The sequence below is a fragment of the Acuticoccus kalidii genome, from assembly GCF_021556395.1.
Lineage (GTDB): Bacteria > Pseudomonadota > Alphaproteobacteria > Rhizobiales > Amorphaceae > Acuticoccus > Acuticoccus kalidii.
Window position 1 is genome coordinate 146,206 of sequence record NZ_JAKGCS010000006.1, and the last position, 19,837, is coordinate 166,042.

Consider the following 19,837-nt stretch of genomic DNA (forward strand, 5'->3'; position numbering starts at 1 on the left):
GGCGTAATGTCGGTGGGGATGGTGGAGAATAGGCCGGCCCGCATGCGCGAATCATTGCAGGACGAGCTAGAGAGCGCGATCGACGCGCTGCGCCGCGTTTCCGATGCGATCGGTTCGCTCTCCGATCGGGACGGCGGCGATGGTCTGGGTGTGGCCGGCGACGGGGTGGGGCAGTCACCCGGCCGCGTGGAGGGGCCGCGCCCGCCGGGATCGGTCGGCGCCTTCTGGCTCGACGCCCGCACCGGGAGTGTTCAACTCTCCCGCGACGCGCGCGATATTCTAGGCCGCACCTCCGACAAAGGCTTCCAGCTCGATGATTTCCTCGCCGCCTTCGATGTGGGGGAGCGCGACGCGCTGCGGGCGGACATCGGCCGGGCGATGGAGATCGGTATCGCCATCGAATGCGAACGGCGCCTTGCCGGCTCCAGCCAAATCGATGCGGCGCGCATGGTGCAGCTCGCCGCGATGCCGGTTCGCGATGGCGCGGGCGAGATGCTCGGCTTCAGCGGCCATGTGCGCGCCCTGTCGTCGCCGGCGGCGTCGTCCGACATCGAGGCGAACCCCATGGCGGCGGGGACGCTCGCCGATGTCGTCCCCGTCAAGGTCTGGATCGCCGATCTCGAGGGGCGGACCGAGCGCGTCAATCAGCGTCTCGCCGACTTTCTCGGCCTCACCAGCCGGACCGCGGAATGGTCGTGGGCGAACCACATCCATCCGGCCGATCTCGAAGGGCTGCTCGCGATGTGGGACGCGAGCAAGAAAAGCGGCGTCGAATCGGATTGCGAATGCCGTTTGAAGCGGCGGGACGGCCGCTATCGGTGGCACAAGCTGCGCATCATCCCGATGCGGGGCGCCGACGGGGCGATCGAGGGGTGGTATGGCGGCGGCGTCGACATCGACGAGCTGAAGGCCGCCGAGGCGCGCACGCGCGAGCTGACGGAGCGCCTCACCGTCACCCTCGGCAGCATCAATGACGGTCTCGCGACCTATGACCGGAACTGGCGCTGCACGTACATGAACAGGGTGGCCGGGGACATTCTCGGCATCGATGCGGTCGCCTTGATCGGCAAGAATGTGTGGGAGGAGTTCCCCCAGGCGGTCGGCGGAGAGATCTACGAGGCGATGCATGCCGCGGCGCGGAGCGGCCGGCGGCATCGGCTGGAATCGACCCGGACCTCGGACGGGCGATGGTTCGACATCACCATGTACCCCTTCCGGGACGGGGTCACCGTGATGTTCCGCGACGTCACCATCGGCCAGTTGCGCGAGGAACGCCTCCGTCTGTTGGAAGCGGCGGTCGCCAACATGCACGACATGGTGGTCATCACCACGGTGGAGACCTCCGCCGAGGGGGACGAGATCGCGGTGATCTACGTCAACGAGGCTTACGAGACGATCACGGGCTTTCGCGCCGATGCGGTCTCCGGCCTTCCGCCGAGTTATCTCGACGCATCGGACGGCCTCGTTTCGCCGGACAAGGTGGCGCAGATCCGCGCCTCGATGGCGCGTGGCGAGCCGGTGCGGACCGAGCTCTATCTTCCGACCGCGGCGGGCGAGGCGATGTGCGTCGACCTCTTCCTCACGCCGATCGAGGGCCGCAGCGGCAAGGCGGTGACCTGGGTCGCCGTGCTGCGCGATCAGACGGAGCGCAAGCGCAACGAGGCGCTCGCCGGATGGCAGGCCTGGATGCTCGACCGCGCGCACGACGCGATCGTCGTCTGTGATCTCGACGGCAGCGTCACCTATTGGAACAAGCGCGCCGAGCAGCTCTATGGCTGGACGGCCGCGGAGGCGATCGGCAAGCCGATGAAGGGCCTGCTCGGCGCCGGGGAGGACGGCGTCGACACGGCGCTCGCGGCGACGCAATCGCTCGGCCACTGGGCCGGGCGGCTCAAGCACGTCACGCGCGAGGGAAAGGTGATCCAGGTCGGCAGCAACTGGTCGCTCATTCCGCCGACGGACGAGCACGACCATTCGATCCTGACGATCAATGTCGACATCACGCAGCGCATCCTCCTCGACGAGGAGTTCATGCGGATGCAGCGGCTCGAAGCCATCGGCAAGATGACCGGCGGGATCGCGCACGACTTCAACAATCTGCTGACGATCATTCTCGGCAGCGCCGACATGATCAACCGCCGTGCCGGGAACGCGCCGGAAATCGTCTCGCTCGCCGGCATGTCGCGATCGGCCGCCGAGCGGGGGCGCGATCTCGTGCGCCGTCTTCTCGCCTTCGCCCGGCGCCAGCAGCTCGATCCGGTGCCGACCGACATCAACCAGGCGCTCGATCAACTCGCCCCGATGCTCGCGAAGGCGGTTCACACCAATGTCGAGTTCGAGCTCGACCGCGAGGGCGGGTTGTGGCTCGCCGAGATCGATCCCGGCCGGCTCGAGGATGCGTTGATCAATCTGTCGCTGAACGCCAGCGACGCGATGCAGCCGAACGGTGGCCGCATCGTCATCGAAACGCGCAATATCGTGCTCGATGGCGTCGACAGCGAACTCTATTTCGACGTCGTGCCGGGCGAATATGTGATGATCGGCGTGTCCGACAACGGCGCCGGCATGGACGCCGAGGTGCAGCGCCGCGTGTTCGAGCCGTTCTTTACGACCAAAGGGGGGCGGGGCTCAGGGCTCGGGCTCAGCATGGTCTACGGCTTCATGAAGCAGTCGGGCGGGCACATCAAAATATATTCGGAGGTCGGCCAAGGCACCGTGGTCCGCCTCTGGCTTCCCCGCTCGAAGGCGGTGAGCACGACCGCGACCGCCGAGCCCCTTTACGACGCCGCGCCCAACGGCACGGAGACGCTCCTTCTCGTGGAGGACGATCCGAGCGTGCGCTACAGCGTGAGCACGATGCTCGAAAGTCTCGGCTATACGATCGTCCAGGCGACGCGCGCCGAGGAAGCGATCACGATCCTGCGGGAGCGGGGCGACATCGACATGCTATTCACCGACGTCATCATGCCGGGGGCGATGAACGGGATGCGTCTCGCTGAGTTGATCCGCGAGCAGAACCCCAATTTGCCGATCCTGTTTACCTCAGGATACTCGAAATCCACGCTGACCCGGCAATTCGAGTTCGATGCGAACATGGATCTTCTGTCGAAACCGTACCGTGTCAGTGATCTCGCGCAGACGGTGCGCCGTCTCTTCGACCGGCCGGATTGAGGCGGTCGCGGCGGGCGACGTGATGGGGCATTCAAACGGAATGCCTCAAACATGCCATAATTGAGACACCATTCGGCCGATATATCGGGATATCAGAAACATTGGGCGTTGATGTCGAGGCGGAATCAGCTAAACGCCTCGCCCAGATGTGGCAGATGCCCGCCCAAGCGGCGCCACTTTTTTGTACGATTTTGTAAAAATTGCCACGCTTTCGTGCGTTTTTGAGGCGTGCTGACGAATTTCGGCCAACCTTCGGCCGATTGGATACAAGTCGATCTTTCTCCTTAAATAAGCGCACAGTTTACTGCTACCGCGACGCAGGCGGATCGATAGGTTTTCTCGAGACAACGCTCGAGGAAACATCATGGTGTCGATTCTGCAGCACGTCCGCGCCGCGGTCCAAGCCATCCGGACGACCGGAGCCTGGGCACTCATGGCCGGCGTGATGTTGACCGCGGTTTCCTCATCCTCGGGGGTCGAGGCGTCGCCTTTGGTGCTCTCCGCAGAACCCGCGACGATTTCCGATCAGGAATGGGCGCTTTATCGCAACCGCTTCGTCGACGGGTCGGGCCGCGTGCTCGACGTGGACAATGGTGGGCAGAGCCATTCCGAAGGCCAGGGCTACGGGATGATCTTCGCCGTCGAGGCGAACGATCCCGCGACGTTCGACCGGATCTGGCGCTTCACCAAGGATAACCTCCAGATCCGCTCCGATTCTCTCCTCGCCTGGCGTTGGCGCCCGGAGACCGCGCCGCACGTCACCGACATCAACAATGCGACCGATGGCGACATTCTCGTCGCCTATGCGCTCCTGCGCGCGGCGATGGTCTGGGACCAGCGCGAATATGCCTACGAGGCCGATCGGATCATCGGCGATATCGGGCGCAAACTGGTCGCCGAGGTCGGTGGTCGGCCGGTGCTGCGCCCCGCGGCGTTCGGCTTCGACGAGACGAGCGGCAATCGCGGTCCGGTCGTGAACCTGTCTTATTATATCTTCTCGGCCTTCCCGCTCTTCGAGATCGTGCGCCCGGAATTCCCGTGGCAGGAGATCGCCGCGGCCGGCTTCACCCTCACCGAAGAGGCGCGTCATGGCCGCCGCGGACTGGTGCCGGATTGGATTTCGGTCTCCGCGCGGGGCACCGCGATCGCCAACGGCTTCGACGCGAAGTCGTCTTATGATGCGGTGCGGATCCCGCTTTACATGGCGCTCGCCGGCGCGCCGGGCGAGCACTTCGCCTCGTTCGACATGGCCTGGAACGTCCATGGTGGCGGGCATCCGATCGATTACATGCTGCGCACGGACAGCGTTCTCGCGCCGATGAACGATCCCGGCTATCGCCTGATCTCCGCGCTCGCAGCCTGCGCCAATCGCGGCGCGCCGATCCCGGCACAGCTTCAGACCTTCCATCCGACGACCTATTTCGCCTCGAGCCTCCAGCTCCTCGGCCTGGTCGCCGTGCGCCGCAATTATGTCGAATGCATCGACACCCCGTCCGTCATCATCGCCACCTCGCGCTCGGTCCCGGCGGCGGTCGCGCCCCGCCCGTATTATGACGTGCCGCGCCCGTCGCCCCGCGATCCGCGCACGACGACGGTCGTCGCCCCGCAGCGACCGACCGCCACACGCGCCCCGGCGCCGATCCGCGCCGCGTTCCATCGCCAGTCGGCGCAATCCTTCAGCGATCGCATCATGCAAAAGAGCTGGCTTCCCGTGACGCGCTAGAGCGTCCGGGCGGTCCGGCGCGCGCCCGTCGGGGCGGGCGCCGGCCGCGATCGTTTCGGCTCGGGTTCACCATGTTGGAAGGTTGCGGGCGGAGGGGCTTGCAATCTTGTCGAGCGCATCGATAGTGAACCATTGTTCCGATTGTAGAGCGCTGGGTGATCTACCCCCTCCCATGACCCGTCTTCACGCACCCACTGCATCCGAGCGCCACGAGCAAATCTTAGTTGTCGACGACGAGGATGACCTGCGCACGCTCGTCGTGATGATGCTGCGCGACGAGGGGTTCGACGTTGCGGAGGCGGCGACGCTGAAGCATGCCGAGCACATCATCGACACCAGCGAGGTGGCGCTCGCGCTCGTCGATCTGCGGCTGACGGACGGGGACGGCCTCGCCCTCGTGCGCCGCCTGTCGACGACGCCGACCACCGGCATCATCATCGTCTCCGGCAAAGCGGATTCGTTCGACCGGATCCTCGGCCTCGAGATCGGCGCGGACGACTATATCACCAAGCCGTTCGAGCATCGCGAGCTCGTCGCGCGGGTGAAGCGGCACATGACGCGGATGCGTTCGATCCGCGAGGGGCATCAGACCCGCGCCGAGCTCGAGCCGATGCTGCTCGGGGAGTGGACCGTCGATCCGAGCCGGCGCTCGGTCTATTGTCGCGGGTCGATCGCGCCTCTGTCCGAGGCGGAATTTCGCACCGTTGCATCTTTATTGAAGCACAAGGGGCAGGTCCTCTCGCGGGACGCGCTCTATCGCGAGGTGATCGGACCGGGCGAACGGGACCCGCTCGACCGGCGTATCGACGTATACGTCTCGAGTATTCGCAAGAAGCTCGGCCTCAACAGCGAAATCCGAACCGTGCACCGGGTTGGATATATCATCGACTGAGGGGTGCGCCCCGGCCTCGCCCGGAATTGTTTTCCCGTTTGGGCGCCTTTCCTTTACAATTCTGTTACAGACTTGACGATGGTTGCGTAGAGATTGCGACCTTGGTGCGGCAGATTGGCGACGCTGGAAGGCCGCTCGACAAACGACCCGTAGGAAGCGGCGCGTTTCGTTCCAAAAAGCGCGCCCATGGCGGCCCTTCTGGAACCGTTCGGAGCACTCGAGGATGTCCTTCGCTAGGGTGGCGATCGTAGACGACGAGGTCTATATCGGCGAGCTGCTGGCGATGGCTCTCTCCAGCAGCGGATTCGAGGTGCGCACCTTCACCCGCGCCGACGACCTGATCGACATCCTGCCGCAGACACGCTTCGATCTCATCCTGTCGGACCTCAAGATGCCGGACTTCGACGGGGTGGAGCTGATCCAGCGCCTCGCGACCGTCGTGCCCGGCCAGCGTATCGCGCTGATGAGTGGCTGCGAGCCTCGGGCCCGCAAGGCCGCCGCCGATCTCGCCACCGCGAGCGGCCTCGTGGTCGCCACCACGTTCCAGAAGCCGCTCGACCTCGAGACCGTCGTCATGACGCTGACGACGGCGTGCCAGAGTCCGAGCTTCGGCGAATTCGACATCGACCGGGCGATCGCGCTGAAACAGCTCTCGATGCACTATCAACCGATCTTCAATGTCGGCGCCGGGCGACGCGGGCTCGCATCCGTCGAGGCGTTGATGCGGTGGTCGCATCCGCAGCATGGGCTCCTCAACCCGGCGGAATTCCTACCTTATGTGCGTTCCCCGGACTCGTGGCTGAAGCTGACCCTCACCGCGCTCGACATCGTCGCCGCGCAGCTCAAGGACTGGGAAAAGGTTAGCTTCTTTCCGGCCGCTTCGGTCAACCTGCCGCCGGAAGTCCTCCATTTCGCGGACCTTCCGGACCAGCTCGACTCGATCCTCAACCGCTATAATCAAAGCGCGAGCCGCCTCAAGCTCGAATTGACGGAAGGCAGCATGTCCTTCTCGGTCGAGGACGCGGTCGCGGCGCTGACGCGATTGCGCATTCGCGGCTACGGCCTCGCGATCGACGATTACGGCTCCGGCTTTTCCTCCCTGCAACGCCTCCACGCGATCCCGTTCGACCAGATCAAGATCGATTCCTCCTTCGTCACGAAGGCCGATCACGACGAGGGGGCGCGGTCGATCGTGGAATCGAGCGTGCAACTCGCTCAGCGGCTCGGCCTCACGGTGTGTGCCGAGGGGATCGAGACGGCGTCGATCATGCGTACAATGATCGATTGCGGCTGCGAGAGCCTTCAGGGCTTCGGCCTCTGCCCGCCGCGCGAGGCGGCGATGATCGAGCTTCAATACAACGTCAACGCCGCATAGGCGCGGCCTCGTCCGCCAGAGCGCGCGTCCGGCGCCGCCGCCGACGGCTCAGAGCGAGGCGAGGGCGCGCAGAGCCGCAGCATCCTCGATGCAATAATAGCCCGAAATCCGCGTGATATAACCTTCGCGCTTCCAGTCGTTCAGCACGCGGCTCACATTCTCGCGGGCCGCGCCGACCATGGCCGCGAGGTCGGCCTGGCTGATCTTGTGGTGCACCAAAATCCGATCCTCGCCGACGGTTTTGCCGAAGAGATCCGACAGATGCAAAATCGTCTGCGCGACGCGGCCGGTGAGCGGCAGGAGCGAACGGGCGGCGAGCGAGGCGTTCGAGGCTCGCAGCCGCCGTCCGACGATGCACAGCATGTGACGGTAGACGGCGGGGTTCTCGTCGGCGAAACGGTAGACGGCATGCTTGTCGAAGAAGGCGAGACGGGAGGCTTTGGTGGCGACGATCGAGGCCGAGCGGGGCTCGCCGTCGAACAGCGCCATTTCGCCGAAGATCGCGCCGGGGGAGAGAAGGGCGAGAACCTGCTCGCCTTCCTCGCCGCGCAGGATCACCCGCAACGAGCCTTCGATGAGTGCATAAAAGCCGTCCGCGGGGTCGCCGGCCTCGAACACCGCGGCGCCGGCCTTGATCGGGCGCATCCGAGCGACCTTGATCAAGGCTTCCGCGAGGTCGTCCGGTAATCCGTCGAGCGTGACGCTCTGGGCCAGAACCTGAGGGTCCATTCGCACGCCCATCCCCCGATTGGTGCCGAAAGGTGCATCGACGACCAAGCCGATGCACGGATCAGCTTCTTATCAATTAAGATACAATGAACACCAGCAGGTGTTCCGTTTCAATCGAAACAGAGGCGCTCACGAACAATTCGAAAAAGTAAGCGGTCGAAAACGGCCGGTCTGCCGCGCCACGTCGGGCGGCGGCGGGACCGGCCGCCGCGTCTCAGCGCAGGACGACGACTTGGGTGCCGACGCCGACCTGGTCGTAAAGCTTGATCACGTCTTCGTTGCGCATACGAATGCAGCCCGACGACACCTCGTGACCGATCGTCCACGGGGCGTTCGAGCCGTGGATGCGGTAGAGCGTGCTGCCGAGATAGAGGGCGCGCGCGCCGAGCGGGTTTTCCGGGCCGCCTTCCATATAAGCGGGCAGCTCCGGCTGGCGCTTGCGCATCTGCGGCGGGGGCGTCCAGCCCGGCCATTCCCGCTTCATGGAGATCCGGTGCGAGCCGGCCCATTGGAAGCCGGGACGCCCGACGCCGACGCCATAGCGCTGCGCCATGCCGTTGGAGCCGACGAGATAAAGATACTTGTCCTCAGTGTCGATCACGATCGTGCCGGCCTTGTATTTGCCGCTATACGGCACTTCGGCGGGCAGGAATTGCGGATCGATCTGGCGCGTGATGGGGCGCGTTTGCGCCGCCGTGCGGGTCGCCACGGCAGCGCCTTGCGGAGCCGGCTGGACGATCGCGTTCTGCGGGATCGCGCGAGCGGGGAGAACGCCGCGCGGCAGGACGCGCTCGGTCTGAACGCGCTCGGTCTGCACCGCGCCGCTGGCGCCGGGCCCGGTGACGGCCGGGGCGGTGCCCCGCGCGGTCATCTGCGCCTTGCGCTGTTCCTGAAGGTAATTCAACCACGCCGCGCGGTCGGTGTTGAACGCCGACGCGGCGCTGACCGACGCGGCGAGCAGTGCGACGCCTAAAGAGGCGCGCAAAGATAATTTTGCGACTTTGGACATCCGGCCCCGAATCCTGATCCCGACGGCCACAAATGTGGCCTTCCCATGGGGATTATGGTGCATTGAGAGGCTGGATCGAAGCGAATGATGGAGACTTGCCTAAGATTTGATGGCGATTGTGGCGCTATGGTTACGAAATCGCTAATGCAGCGGTTCATCTCCGCGGGCGATGCGCGGATCGTCGTGCGTGAAGAGCTGTCCGACGATCGAACGCACGTGCGTGATGACCTCGGGCAGAAGAGGTCGCGCCTCCGCTTCGGTCATTCCCGCTTCGATTCTGCGGTCATACAGCATGTTCAAAATGAACCAATCGAACAGAGCGAAGACGTTGAGATCGGAATCGTCGTTAAAGATGCTGTCCGTGAGGAGGGGGCTGTCATTCGCGGGCCCGAGGCTCTGCGCGATTTCTTCGACGAGACAGTGAGACAGGCCGAGGAAACCTTCATCGGCGACGATATAGATCTGCGCCCGTTCGATGCCCGTCGGCCGCGCCGCGATCACCGCCGAGCAGGCGTTGCCTTCGAGGAAGCCGCCATCGACCCCGCTCCACACCGTCTCGCGGATCGTCCCGATATAGCGCGACCGGTCGACGAGATAGATCACCATGTTGGCGTTCTCGAGCGTCGACGTCTCGATCATGACGAGATTCTGGACGCTCGCGCCGAGCGCCTCGACGAAGGCGCGCGTCGTGTCGCGCCGGTCGACCATCGAGGTCGAGATGATGTGGTAATAAACCGGGCCGGTGAATTTCTTCACGATGCGCGAACCGGGACGACCCCCCTGGAGATCCGCCTCGGCCCCGAAAACCGTGAGGCTGAAGCCGGCGATCAATTCATCATCGGTGAAGGGGACGCGGTGATGCGGGGTGTCGGCGGCCGCGCTCCAAGCGAGCATCGATAGGGCGATCGTGAACAAGACGGTCCGGGCGAGCCTCATACCGGCGCGGCCGGGCGGGCGCACGCATTGGGCGTGTCGATGCTGAAGTGCACCGTCATCCCGCTCCCTGTCGCCCGATCATCGCAAAGCTCCTGCCAATATGGGGCCGACGGCGAAAGAGTCTGCCTTTCGCCGAGTGATGATGAACCATACGCCGATCGATGTCTCCGATCGCGGTGATGAGCGCACGGCAAATTGTCCCGTGTCGTGTCACTTTCGGAAAGCCGGGGCGACCGGATCGGCATGGCCAGCCGAGATCCGCGGCGATCATGCCGTCAGCGTCGGGCCGAGGCCGCGCAACATAACGAGCGCCTGCGAGAGCTGGTCGCGGGTGACGAACTCGTCGATCCGGTGCGCCTGTTCGATCGAGCCCGGTCCGCACACGGCCGCCGACAGGCCGATCGCCTGGAAAAGCCCCGCCTCGGTCCCGAAGGCGACGACGTCGGTCTCGCGGCGTCCGGTGAGGGCGAGCGCGATGTCGCGCGCCGCGTTGACGCTCGCCGGTTCGAGCCCCGCAACCTCGCCGATCACCTCGGTCTCGATCCGCGCCTCGGGATGGACTTCGCGCATCCGCGGCAGGAGGACCTCGCCACAATAGCGGGCGAGGTGCTCCTTGACGAAGACCTGATCGGCATATTGGACGGGCCGCATCTCCCATCCGACACGGCAATGGGCGGCGATCACGTTGCGCGCCGTTCCGCCTTCGATCTCGCCGACCTGGACGGTGGTGTATGGCGGCTCGAAGCGGGAGGCCTCGGGGGCGCGCGTCTTCAGCTCCTCGCCGATATCGAGGAGGCGCGCGATGTAGCGCACCGCCATGTCGATCGCGTTGACGCCCGCGGCCGGGTTCGAGCCGTGCCCGGCGAGGCCGTGAAAGTGCGTCGTGTACTCGCAACACCCTTTGTGGCCCTCGATGACGCGCATTTCGGTCGGCTCGCCGATGATCGCGATCGCGGGCCTTGCGTCGCGCTGCTCGATCAGCTCGCACAGTTGGCGCGCGCCCACGCAGCCCACTTCCTCGTCATAGGTGAAGGCGAAGTGCACCGGGCGCGTCAGGGGAAGGGCGGCAAAATGCGGGGCGAGCGCCAGCGTGGCGGCGATGAAGCCCTTCATGTCGCATGTGCCGCGGCCATAGAGGCGCCCGTCTTCCTCGCGCAGGGTGAAGGGGTCGCCGGTCCATTCCGCCGCCTCCGCCGGGACGACGTCCGTGTGACCGGAGAGGACGATGCCGCCGGCCCGCATCGGGCCGAGCGTTGCGAAGAGATTGGCCTTGCGCCCATCGGCATCGTGCGTCACGTCGAGCCGGGCGCCGAGCTGTCCGAGGCGGCCGACGACATAGTCGATCAAAGCGAGATTCGATTCGGACGAGACCGTCGGAAACGCGACGAGGTCGGCGAGGATCGCGACGGTCTCTTCGAGTCGCTCGTCCATGGTCAATCCTTGACGAAGAGTTTGCGTGGCCGGTTGCACAGGCATTCGGCCGGCCCTTCGGGCCTGATGAGAATGCTTTCGGTGATTTCGAGCCCCCAATCCTTCATCCAGAGGCCGGGCATGAAATGGAAGGTCATGCCCGGTTCGAGGACGGTGGTGTCCTCGAGGCGGATCGAGATGGTGCGCTCGCCCCAGTCCGGCGGATAGGACAGGCCGATCGGATAGCCGGCCCGCGCCGCCCGGTCGATGCCCGCCTTTTCGAGCGGAATCGCCAACGCACGCGCGATATCGGCGGCCGTGTTGCCCGCCCGCGCGGCATCGAGCCCGGCCTCCAGCCCCTCGACGAGAGCCGCCTCCGCGTCGCGCATCGACTGCGGCGGCGTGCCGAGAAAGACGGTGCGGCAGAAGGGGGCGTGATAGCGGCGATAGCAGCCCGCGATTTCGAAGAAGGTCGCGGCCCCCGTCTCGAAGGTGCGCCCGTCCCAGGTGAGGTGCGGCGCCGCCGCGTCCGAACCGCTCGGCAGGAGAGGGACGATGGCGGGATAGTCCCCCCAGTCCTGATCGAGCCCCGACAGCGCCTTGCCGTAGATCCCGGCGACGATATCGCACTTCTTCACCCCCGGCTCGACATGGTCGACGATGAAGTCGACGATGCCTTCGGAGATCGCGGCCGCCTTGCGCATGAAGGCGATCTCCTCGTCGCTCTTCACCGCGCGCTGCCAGTTCACGAGGGCCGTCGCGTCGACGAGAGCGGCGTCCGGCAGCTCACGCTCGAGGACGAGATAGGCCTTGGCCGAGAAATAATAATTTTCGAGCTCGAGCCCGATGCGCTTCGCGCCATAGCCGCGATCGCGGATCATCGCGGCGAGCATCTCCATCGGATGGCAGGTGCGGGACTGGACATAATGGTCAGGATACCAGGCGACATGGTCGTCGCTCATCCAACAGGTGCGGACCGCGCCGTTGGAATCCTGCGAGCGTCCCCACCAGATGGGATCTTCGTCGAGGAAGACGAGAACGCCCTGATGGACGTAGAAGGACCAGCCGTCATAGCCGGTGAGCCAGGCCATGTTGGATGGATCCTCGATGAAGAGAAGGTCGATCCCCTCCGCCTCCATCGCCTCGCGAACCTTGTTGAGGCGGCGCTGATATTCGCCGGCGGAAAAAGGGGTTTCGAGTGCCGGCACGGGTCGCTCCTTCGGCATGACGGGACGGCGGGACGCCTCGCGAACCATCGCCTCCCTCGGGCGCCGCTTCAACCCGAGATCGATGGGCCGGTGGACGCCATTGACCTCCGGTGCCCGATTGAGGAGGGATGGACCGATCCGACACCATGCGGGGCGCTCCGATCCGTCCACCGGACGGCGCCTCCGTTTTCCATGCCGTGGAGGGCACGATGGACGCCACCCTCAAGAACGACCAGCTCGATCAGTGGGACCGGGAGAGCTTTCTCCACCCGGCAACCGCCTGGGGCCAACATGCGCGCGGGGAATCGCCCAACCGCATCGTGACCGGCGGATCCGGCGTCTACATCGAAGATCGCAACGGTACGCGCCTGCTCGACGCGTTCGCCGGCCTCTATTGCGTCAATATCGGCTATGGCCGCCAGGAGGTCGCCGAGGCGATTGCGAAGCAGGCGCGCGAGCTCGCTTATTATCATTCCTATGCCGGGCACGGCACGGAGGCTTCGATCACGCTCGCCCACATGGTGATGGAGCGCGCGCCCGATCATATGGGCAAAGTCTATTTCGGCCTTTCGGGGTCCGACGCCAACGAGACCAACATCAAGCTCGTCTGGTACTACAACAACGTGCAAGGGCGGCCGGAGAAGAGGAAGATCATCTCCCGCTGGCGCGGCTATCACGGCTCGGGGCTGATGAGCGGCTCGCTGACCGGCCTCTCGATGTATCACAAGGCGTTCAACCTGCCGCTGACGCCGGTCTTCCACACCGTCGCGCCGTATTATCTGCGCCGCGAGGACCCGGCGATGAGCGAGGCGGATTTCGTCGCGCATTGCGCGGCCGAACTCGAAGCGCTGATCGCGCGCGAGGGGGCGGACACGATCGCCGCCTTCATCGGCGAGCCGATGCTCGGCACCGGCGGGCTCGTCCCGCCGCCGGCCGGCTATTGGGCGGCGATCGAGCCGATCCTCAGGAAGAACGACATTCTCCTCATCGCCGACGAGGTCGTCACCGGCTTCGGCCGCCTCGGCACGATGTTCGGCTCCGACCATTACGGCATCAAGCCCGACATCATGACGATCGCGAAGGGGCTCACCTCGGCCTACACGCCCCTCTCGGGCTCGATCGTCTCCAAGGACGTCGCCGCCGTCCTCGAGAAGGGAACGGACGAGATGGGGCCGATCGGCCATGGCTGGACCTATTCGGCCCATCCGCTGTGCGCGGCGGCGGGTGTCGCGAACCTTCGCCTTCTCGACGATCTCGGTCTCGTCGCGAACGCGGCGGAGGTCGGCCCCTACCTCCTCAAGGGCCTGAAGGCGGCGCTCGCCGACCATCCGAATGTCGGCGAAGTCCGCGGGGATGGTATGCTCGCGGCGGTCGAATTCGTGAAATCGCGCGAGCCGCTGGCCTTCTTCGACCCGGCGCAGAAGATCGGCGCGCAAATCTCCGCCGCGCTCCTCGCCTCGGGCGTCATCGCCCGCGCGATGCCGCAGGGCGACATGCTGGGCTTCGCCCCGCCACTCTGCCTCACCAAGGAAGAGGCGGATACGATCGTCGCGAAGACGGGCGATGCCGTCCGCTCGGTTCTCGGCGGCTGAAGCAACGGCAGGCTCGCGCCGCCCGTTCGGGGGCGCCGTGGTGGGGGACGCGGCCCGCCGCGCCCCTCTGCCGTGCCCTCCTGCCGTGTGAGGGGGGCTAGAGCGCGGCCGCCTTCTGCGCTGCGAGGAGGAGCATCATCGGCCGCTCGCGCTCTTCGGCGAGCGCGGGCTGTCGCGCCACCTCGTCCGGCGTCGGCGCGAACTCCACGACCCGCCGCAGCGCGAAACCGGCATCGATCAGCGTGTTGATCGTCGTTCCCAGCGTGCGGTGGTATTTCACGACGCCGTTGGTGAACCAGTCGGTCCGGCGCTCGCCCTCGTCGGCATAATGGTCGACGGGCCATGTTTTGCCGCCGGTCGTGGTGATCCAGTCCGGCTTGGCCGCGGCCATGAAAATCGGATGCTCGATCGTGAAGACGAGGTCGCCACCCGGCGCGAGCGCCGCATGGATCATCCGCGCGAGGCGCCCGAAATCGGCGATATAATGGAAGGTCAGCGCGCTATAGACGAGGTCGAAGGCGCCATCGTCGAGCGTCAGCGTGTCGAGATCGGCGATCTGGTAGGCGATCGCCGGGTCGGCGGTGTCGGCTTCGGCGCGGGCGATCATGTTGCGCGACAGATCGAGGCCGAGAACGCGCGCCGCGCCGGCGCTGCTCATCCACCGCGCGGCCCAGCCGAACCCGCAGCCGAGATCGGCGACCCGCTTGCCCGCGAGCGGCGGCAGGAGGGCGCGGATGGCCGGCCATTCGGGCGCGCCGTCGAGCCCGTGGACCTGACGGGGCAGGCGGCTATAGCCGGCGAAGAAGTCCGGATCGTCGTAAATATTCTGCGCCACCTTCGCCTCCGATGCCGAACGCGCCACCCTATCGCATATCGCGCCGGTCCCGGCACGGGGGGCGGGAGGCGGGAGGCCTCCGCGCGTCGTGCACCAAACGGAAAAGCCCCGCCCGAGGGGCGAGGCTTTGCGGTCCGGTATCGCTGGCGGCGGGGCCGGCGGCGGGCAAGGGCGCGCCACCGGAGCCGCGACGGGGATCGGTTATTGCGGCAGCGAGCCGTCGATCCCCTCGATATAGAAGTTCATGCCGAGGAGCTCACCGTCTTCGGCCTTCTGGCCGTCGGCGAGCCACTCGGTGCCGTCCTGTTTGTTGATCGGGCCGGTGAAGGGCTCGAGCGCGCCGGAGGAAATCGCGTCGACGGTCTCCTGCGCCTTGGCCGCCACCTCGTCCGGCATGTTGGTGAAGGGCGCCATCGCGACGTTGCCTTCCGCGAAGCCGTGCCAGGTGTCGGACTGCTCCCAGGTGCCGTCGATCACCGCCTTCACGCGCTCGACATAATAGGGGCCCCAATCGTCGACGATGGCGGTGAGCTGCGTCTCCGGGCCGAACGCGATCTGGTCGGACGCCTGGCCGAATGCGTGCGCCCCGCGCTCGGCGGCGACCTGCATCGGGGCCGTGGAATCGGTGTGCTGCGTCAGGATGTCGACGCCCTGGTCGAGAAGCGCCTTCGCGGCGTCCGCCTCACGGCCGGGATCGAACCAGGAGTTCACCCAAACGATCTTCAGCTCGAACTCCGGATCGACCGAGCGCGCGCCGAGAAGGAACGCGTTGATCCCCCGCACCACCTCGGGAATGGGGAAGGAGGCGATATAGCCGGCCTGACCCGTCTCGCTGACCTCCGCCGCGATCTGCCCGATCACATAACGGCCCTGGTAGAATTTGGAATTGTAGGTCGAGACGTTCGGATGCTCGCGCTTGTATCCCGTGGCGTGCTCGAACTTCACGTCGGGGAAGCGGCCGGCGACCTTGTTGGTCGCGTCCATGTAGCCGAAGGAGGTCGTGAAGATGATGTCGCAGCCGGAGCGGGCGAACCGCTCGATCGCGCGTTCGGCGTCGGCGCCCTCGGGAACCGATTCGAGATAGGCGGTCTCGACCTGGTCGCCGAGCTCCTCTTCCACCTGAAGGCGGCCCTGCTCGTGCTGGTACGACCAGCCGAAGTCGCCGATCGGTCCGACATAGATGAAGCACGCCTTGGTCTTGTCCTGCGCCGCCGCGGTTCCGGCGGCGAGGAGGAGAACGGCCAGGGAAGTCGCCAATCGTTTCATGCAACGAGATCCTTCAAAGGGCGCGGGGCGCGGTCATTGTCTTGGAGGCAAACTAGCTTGCTTTTTGGGCGGACGAAATCATCCGATGCATTTCTCGGCAGAGACTAACGGTCCGGCACGAACGGCTGACCGAGCGCCGCCGGCGTGTTGACCCGCGTGAAGCGACGGTTGCTGGCGATGAGCACGAGGACCAGGATCGTCGCGAGATAGGGAAGCGCGGACAGAAGCTGCGAGGGCACGTTCACCCCGATCGCCTGGACGTGGAACTGGGCGATCGTCACCGCGCCGAAGAGGTAGGCGCCGGCAAGGACGCGGAACGGCCGCCAGCTCGCGAAGACGACGAGGGCGAGCGCGATCCAGCCCCGCCCGGCGGTGATGTTCTCGACCCATTGCGGCGTATAGACGAGGGTGAGCTGCGCGCCGGCGATCCCGGCGCAGACCCCGCCGAACAGCACCGCGAGCGTGCGCACGCGATTGACGTGGAGGCCGAGCGCGTGCGCCGCCTCCGGACGATCGCCGACGGCGCGCAGGCGAAGGCCGGCGCGGGAATAGAAGAGAAACCACGCGACGCCCGCCGTCAGCAGGATCGAAAAATAAAACAGCGGATCCTGATCGAACAGCACCCGTCCGACGATCGGCAGGTCGGACAGAACCGGGATCGCGACGGCTCCCAGCGAAACGCCCGGAAAGCCGACATAGGCTTCCCCGATCATCCCGGCGACGCCGAGGCCGAAGAGGGTGAGGGCGAGGCCCGTCGCGACCTGGTTGGTCACGAACCAGACCGTCAGGATCGCGAACAGCGCCGCCATCAGCGCGCCGATCAGCGCGGCGGCGAGGATCCCGGCATAGGGCGAGCCGGTCTCCTTGGCGACGGCAAAGGCGGCGACCGCGCCGACGACCATCATCCCCTCGACGCCGAGATTGAGGACGCCGGAGCGCTCGGCGACGAGTTCGCCCATCGCCGCGATCAGCAGCGGCGTCGCCGCGGTGATGACCGACAAAAGAATCGCCTCGATCATCGCGCGGTTTCCTTCGCGGCATAATGCGGCCGCGTCAGGCGGACGCGATAGCGGATCAGCGTGTCGCTCGCGAGGACCGCGAAGAGGAGGACGCCCTGGAAGACGCGGGTGATCTCGTCGGTGAGGCCGAGCGAGATCTGCGTCGCCTCGCCGCCGAGATAGGACAAAGCGAGGACGAAGCCGGCGACGACGATCGCCAGCGGATTGAGCCGGCCGAGAAAGGCGACGATGATCGCCGTGAAGCCGTAGCCCGGACTGATCGAGGGGCGAAGCTGGCCGATTGCGCCGGTGACCTCGACGGTCCCCGCCAGTCCGGCGAGCGCGCCGCAAAACAGGAAGGCGAAGAGCGTCGTCCGTTTGGAATCGAAGCCGGCAAAGCGTGCGGCCCGCGGGCTCGCCCCGGTGATCGTGATCTCGAAACCGCGCAGCGTCCGCGCGAGCATGAACCAGACGATGACGGCGACGATCAGCGCGACGACGATCCCGTAATTCGCGCGGCCGCCATAGATGCCGGTCGAGATGATCTCCGGCAGGATCGCGTCCGCCCCGAAATTGCGCGATTCGGGGAAATTGTAGCCCTCGGGATTGCGGAACGGCCCGCGCACCAGCCAATCGAGGAAGAGCCCGGCGACGTAGACGAGCATCAGCGAGACGAGGATCTCGTTGGTGCCGAACCGGTTCTTGAGGAGCGCCGGGATCGCCGCCCAGAGCGCGCCGCCGAGCATCCCGAGAAGGAGCATCGCCGGAAGCACCCAGGCGCCGGCCGCGCTCGGCCACAGGATCGGGAGGGCGGAGGCGAAGATCGCGCCGAGGACGAACTGTCCTTCCGCGCCGATATTCCAGTTGTTCGACCGGAAGCAGACCGACAGGCCGACCGCGATGATGATCAGCGGCGCCGCCTTGATGGTCAGCTCGTGGAGCGACCAGATTTCCGAAAGCGGCTCGATGAAATAGGCGTGCAGCGCCCGCAGCGGGGGATGGCCGAGGGCGGCGAACAGGATCGCCCCGATCACCACCGTCATCGCGAGGGCGATGAGGGGCGCGCCGAGTTCGGCCCACCAGGCGATGCGCGGTCGGCGCTCGAGCTCAAGTCGCAAGGGTCTCGCCTCCGGGTGCCGCGTCGGCGGGTTCGTGGACGCCGCCCATCAGGATGCCGATCGCCTCGCGCGTCATCGTCGCGGCCGGCTCCGGCGGGCTGAGGCGACCTCCGGCGATGACCGCGATCCGGTCCGCGATCTCGAACAACTCGTCGAGATCCTGGCTGATCGCGACGACGCCGGCGCCGGTGGCGGCAAGGTCGATCAGTGCCTGGCGGATGTTCGCGGCCGCGCCCGCATCGACGCCCCAGGTCGGCTGATTGATCACGAGAAGGCGCGGCGCGCGGTCGAGCTCGCGCCCGACGACGAATTTCTGGAGGTTGCCGCCGGAGAGGGCGCGCGCCGGCGGATTGTCGCCCGAGGAGCGCACGTCCATCCGTTCGACCACCCGCCGCATGATGCGTCGGGCGCGTCCCCTGCGCAGCAATCCGCCGGCCGTCACGGTGCCGTCCTCACGCCGATGGCGCGACAAGAGGACGTTCTCGGCAAGGTCGAAGCCGGGCACGGCGCCGTGCCCGAGACGCTCCTCCGGGACGAAGGCGGCGCCGAGCGCGCGGCGACCGTCGACGCCGAGCCGTTCGGCCGAGACGCCGAAGATCTGGAGCCGGCCGTCGACCGTCGCGATCTCGCCGGACAGGCAGTCGAAGAGTTCGGCCTGGCCATTGCCCGCCATGCCGGCGATGCCGACGACCTCGCCGGCTCGCACAGTCAGCGAGATGTCGGCGAGGGAGACGCCGAACTGATGCTCGGCCGGCGTGTTGAGCGCCGCGATGTCGAGCGCCGGGACCGCCTCGGCGGGCGGCGGAGCGCGGTGGCGGACGGCCGGGACTTCGCCGCCCACCATCGCGGCAGCGAGCGAGGCGGCGGTTTCGGTCTTCGGGTCGGCCTCCGCGACGAGCCTTCCGGCGCGCATCACGATCGCCCTGTCGCAGAGCGCGCGGACCTCTTCGAGCTTGTGGGAGATATAAAGGACGGTCCGCCCCTCGGCCTTCAACTTGCGCAGCGTGACGAACAGGCGGTCGACCTCCTGCGGCGTCAGCACCGAGGTCGGCTCGTCCATGATGACGAGGGTCGGATTTTGGAGGAGGCAGCGCACGATCTCGATCCGCTGCCGCTCGCCGACGGACAGATCGGCGACGAGGGCATAGGGATCGAGCGGCAGGCCATAGGCGCGGCTCGTCTCCCGGGCGCGCTCGGCGAGGCCCTTCATCGGCTCGTCGGGCAGGCCGAGGGCGATATTTTCCGCCGCGGTGAACGCCTCGAACAGCGAAAAATGCTGATGCACCATGCCGATGCCGAGATGCCGGGCGACCGCCGGCTCGGCCATCACCACCGGCGCGCCGCGCCACAGGATCTCGCCCTCGTCGGGCTGGAGCGCGCCGAAAAGTTGCTTGACGAGGGTCGACTTGCCGGCGCCATTCTCGCCGAGCAGCGCGACGATCTCACCCGTCCCGAGAGACAGTGAGACCTCGTCGCATGCGCGAAGCGAGCCGAAAACCTTCGTCAGTCCCCGCGTTTCCAAGAGCGTGTCTTCGCTCACGCGCCAGTTCTTCCGCTGCGATCCATCACGCCCAA

15 protein-coding genes are annotated in these 19,837 nt (G+C 66.3%); 5 read left to right on the forward strand and 10 right to left on the reverse strand.

Annotated elements, in window-relative coordinates:
• The first annotated feature begins 42 nt into the window (after positions 1-42).
• The 4 genes from L1787_RS02045 (at position 43) to L1787_RS02060 (ending at position 7,161) form a co-directional block, all read left to right on the forward strand.
• Entirely contained in the window at positions 43-3,171 is a 3,129-nt protein-coding gene (locus tag L1787_RS02045) for a hybrid sensor histidine kinase/response regulator (RefSeq protein ID WP_235706815.1), read from the forward strand.
• 364 nt (positions 3,172-3,535) lie between these two features.
• Positions 3,536-4,894: a family 8 glycosyl hydrolase gene (locus L1787_RS02050; RefSeq protein ID WP_235706816.1), complete on the forward strand. Its 1,359-nt coding sequence runs from the start codon at positions 3,536-3,538 to the stop codon at positions 4,892-4,894.
• A 172-nt stretch (positions 4,895-5,066) separates the two neighbouring features.
• Positions 5,067-5,786, forward strand: a complete 720-nt coding sequence (locus L1787_RS02055) for a response regulator transcription factor (RefSeq protein ID WP_235706817.1) — start codon at positions 5,067-5,069, stop codon at positions 5,784-5,786.
• A 223-nt stretch (positions 5,787-6,009) separates the two neighbouring features.
• On the forward strand, positions 6,010-7,161 hold the full coding sequence (locus L1787_RS02060; protein ID WP_235706818.1) for an EAL domain-containing response regulator: 1,152 nt from the start codon (positions 6,010-6,012) through the stop codon (positions 7,159-7,161).
• A gap of 48 nt (positions 7,162-7,209) precedes the next feature.
• Here L1787_RS02060 and L1787_RS02065 read toward each other — a convergent pair whose 3' ends face one another.
• The 5 genes from L1787_RS02065 to L1787_RS02085 all read right to left on the reverse strand — a co-directional run bounded on the left by L1787_RS02065 (position 7,210) and on the right by L1787_RS02085 (position 12,471).
• Complete coding sequence (locus L1787_RS02065) at positions 7,210-7,890, reverse strand: Crp/Fnr family transcriptional regulator (RefSeq protein WP_235706819.1); 681 nt, start codon at positions 7,888-7,890, stop codon at positions 7,210-7,212.
• 214 nt (positions 7,891-8,104) lie between these two features.
• Positions 8,105-8,899, reverse strand: coding sequence for a L,D-transpeptidase (locus tag L1787_RS02070; protein ID WP_235706820.1), 795 nt, complete (start codon positions 8,897-8,899; stop codon positions 8,105-8,107).
• Between the two features lie 141 nt (positions 8,900-9,040).
• Positions 9,041-9,835: a DUF2927 domain-containing protein gene (locus L1787_RS02075; protein WP_235706821.1), complete on the reverse strand. Its 795-nt coding sequence runs from the start codon at positions 9,833-9,835 to the stop codon at positions 9,041-9,043.
• A gap of 267 nt (positions 9,836-10,102) precedes the next feature.
• Positions 10,103-11,266 (reverse strand): acetylornithine deacetylase, encoded by a 1,164-nt coding sequence (gene argE, locus L1787_RS02080; RefSeq protein WP_235706822.1) that lies wholly within the window; start codon positions 11,264-11,266, stop codon positions 10,103-10,105.
• 2 nt (positions 11,267-11,268) lie between these two features.
• On the reverse strand, positions 11,269-12,471 hold the full coding sequence (locus L1787_RS02085; protein ID WP_439648258.1) for a M24 family metallopeptidase: 1,203 nt from the start codon (positions 12,469-12,471) through the stop codon (positions 11,269-11,271).
• A 191-nt stretch (positions 12,472-12,662) separates the two neighbouring features.
• Between L1787_RS02085 and L1787_RS02090 the strand changes: the two genes are divergently transcribed.
• On the forward strand, positions 12,663-14,045 hold the full coding sequence (locus L1787_RS02090) for an aspartate aminotransferase family protein (protein ID WP_235706824.1): 1,383 nt from the start codon (positions 12,663-12,665) through the stop codon (positions 14,043-14,045).
• Between the two features lie 97 nt (positions 14,046-14,142).
• Here L1787_RS02090 and L1787_RS02095 read toward each other — a convergent pair whose 3' ends face one another.
• The 5 genes from L1787_RS02095 to L1787_RS02115 all read right to left on the reverse strand — a co-directional run bounded on the left by L1787_RS02095 (position 14,143) and on the right by L1787_RS02115 (position 19,802).
• On the reverse strand, positions 14,143-14,880 hold the full coding sequence (locus tag L1787_RS02095) for a class I SAM-dependent methyltransferase (RefSeq protein ID WP_235706825.1): 738 nt from the start codon (positions 14,878-14,880) through the stop codon (positions 14,143-14,145).
• 201 nt (positions 14,881-15,081) lie between these two features.
• Positions 15,082-16,146, reverse strand: a complete 1,065-nt coding sequence (locus L1787_RS02100) for a BMP family ABC transporter substrate-binding protein (protein ID WP_235706826.1) — start codon at positions 16,144-16,146, stop codon at positions 15,082-15,084.
• Between the two features lie 104 nt (positions 16,147-16,250).
• Positions 16,251-17,165: an ABC transporter permease gene (locus L1787_RS02105; RefSeq protein ID WP_235706827.1), complete on the reverse strand. Its 915-nt coding sequence runs from the start codon at positions 17,163-17,165 to the stop codon at positions 16,251-16,253.
• Positions 17,162-18,262, reverse strand: coding sequence for an ABC transporter permease (locus tag L1787_RS02110; protein ID WP_235706828.1), 1,101 nt, complete (start codon positions 18,260-18,262; stop codon positions 17,162-17,164). Before L1787_RS02110 ends, L1787_RS02105 begins: the two co-directional genes overlap by 4 nt.
• Positions 18,252-19,802 (reverse strand): ABC transporter ATP-binding protein, encoded by a 1,551-nt coding sequence (locus tag L1787_RS02115; protein WP_235706829.1) that lies wholly within the window; start codon positions 19,800-19,802, stop codon positions 18,252-18,254. Before L1787_RS02115 ends, L1787_RS02110 begins: the two co-directional genes overlap by 11 nt.
• Positions 19,803-19,837 lie beyond the last annotated feature (35 nt).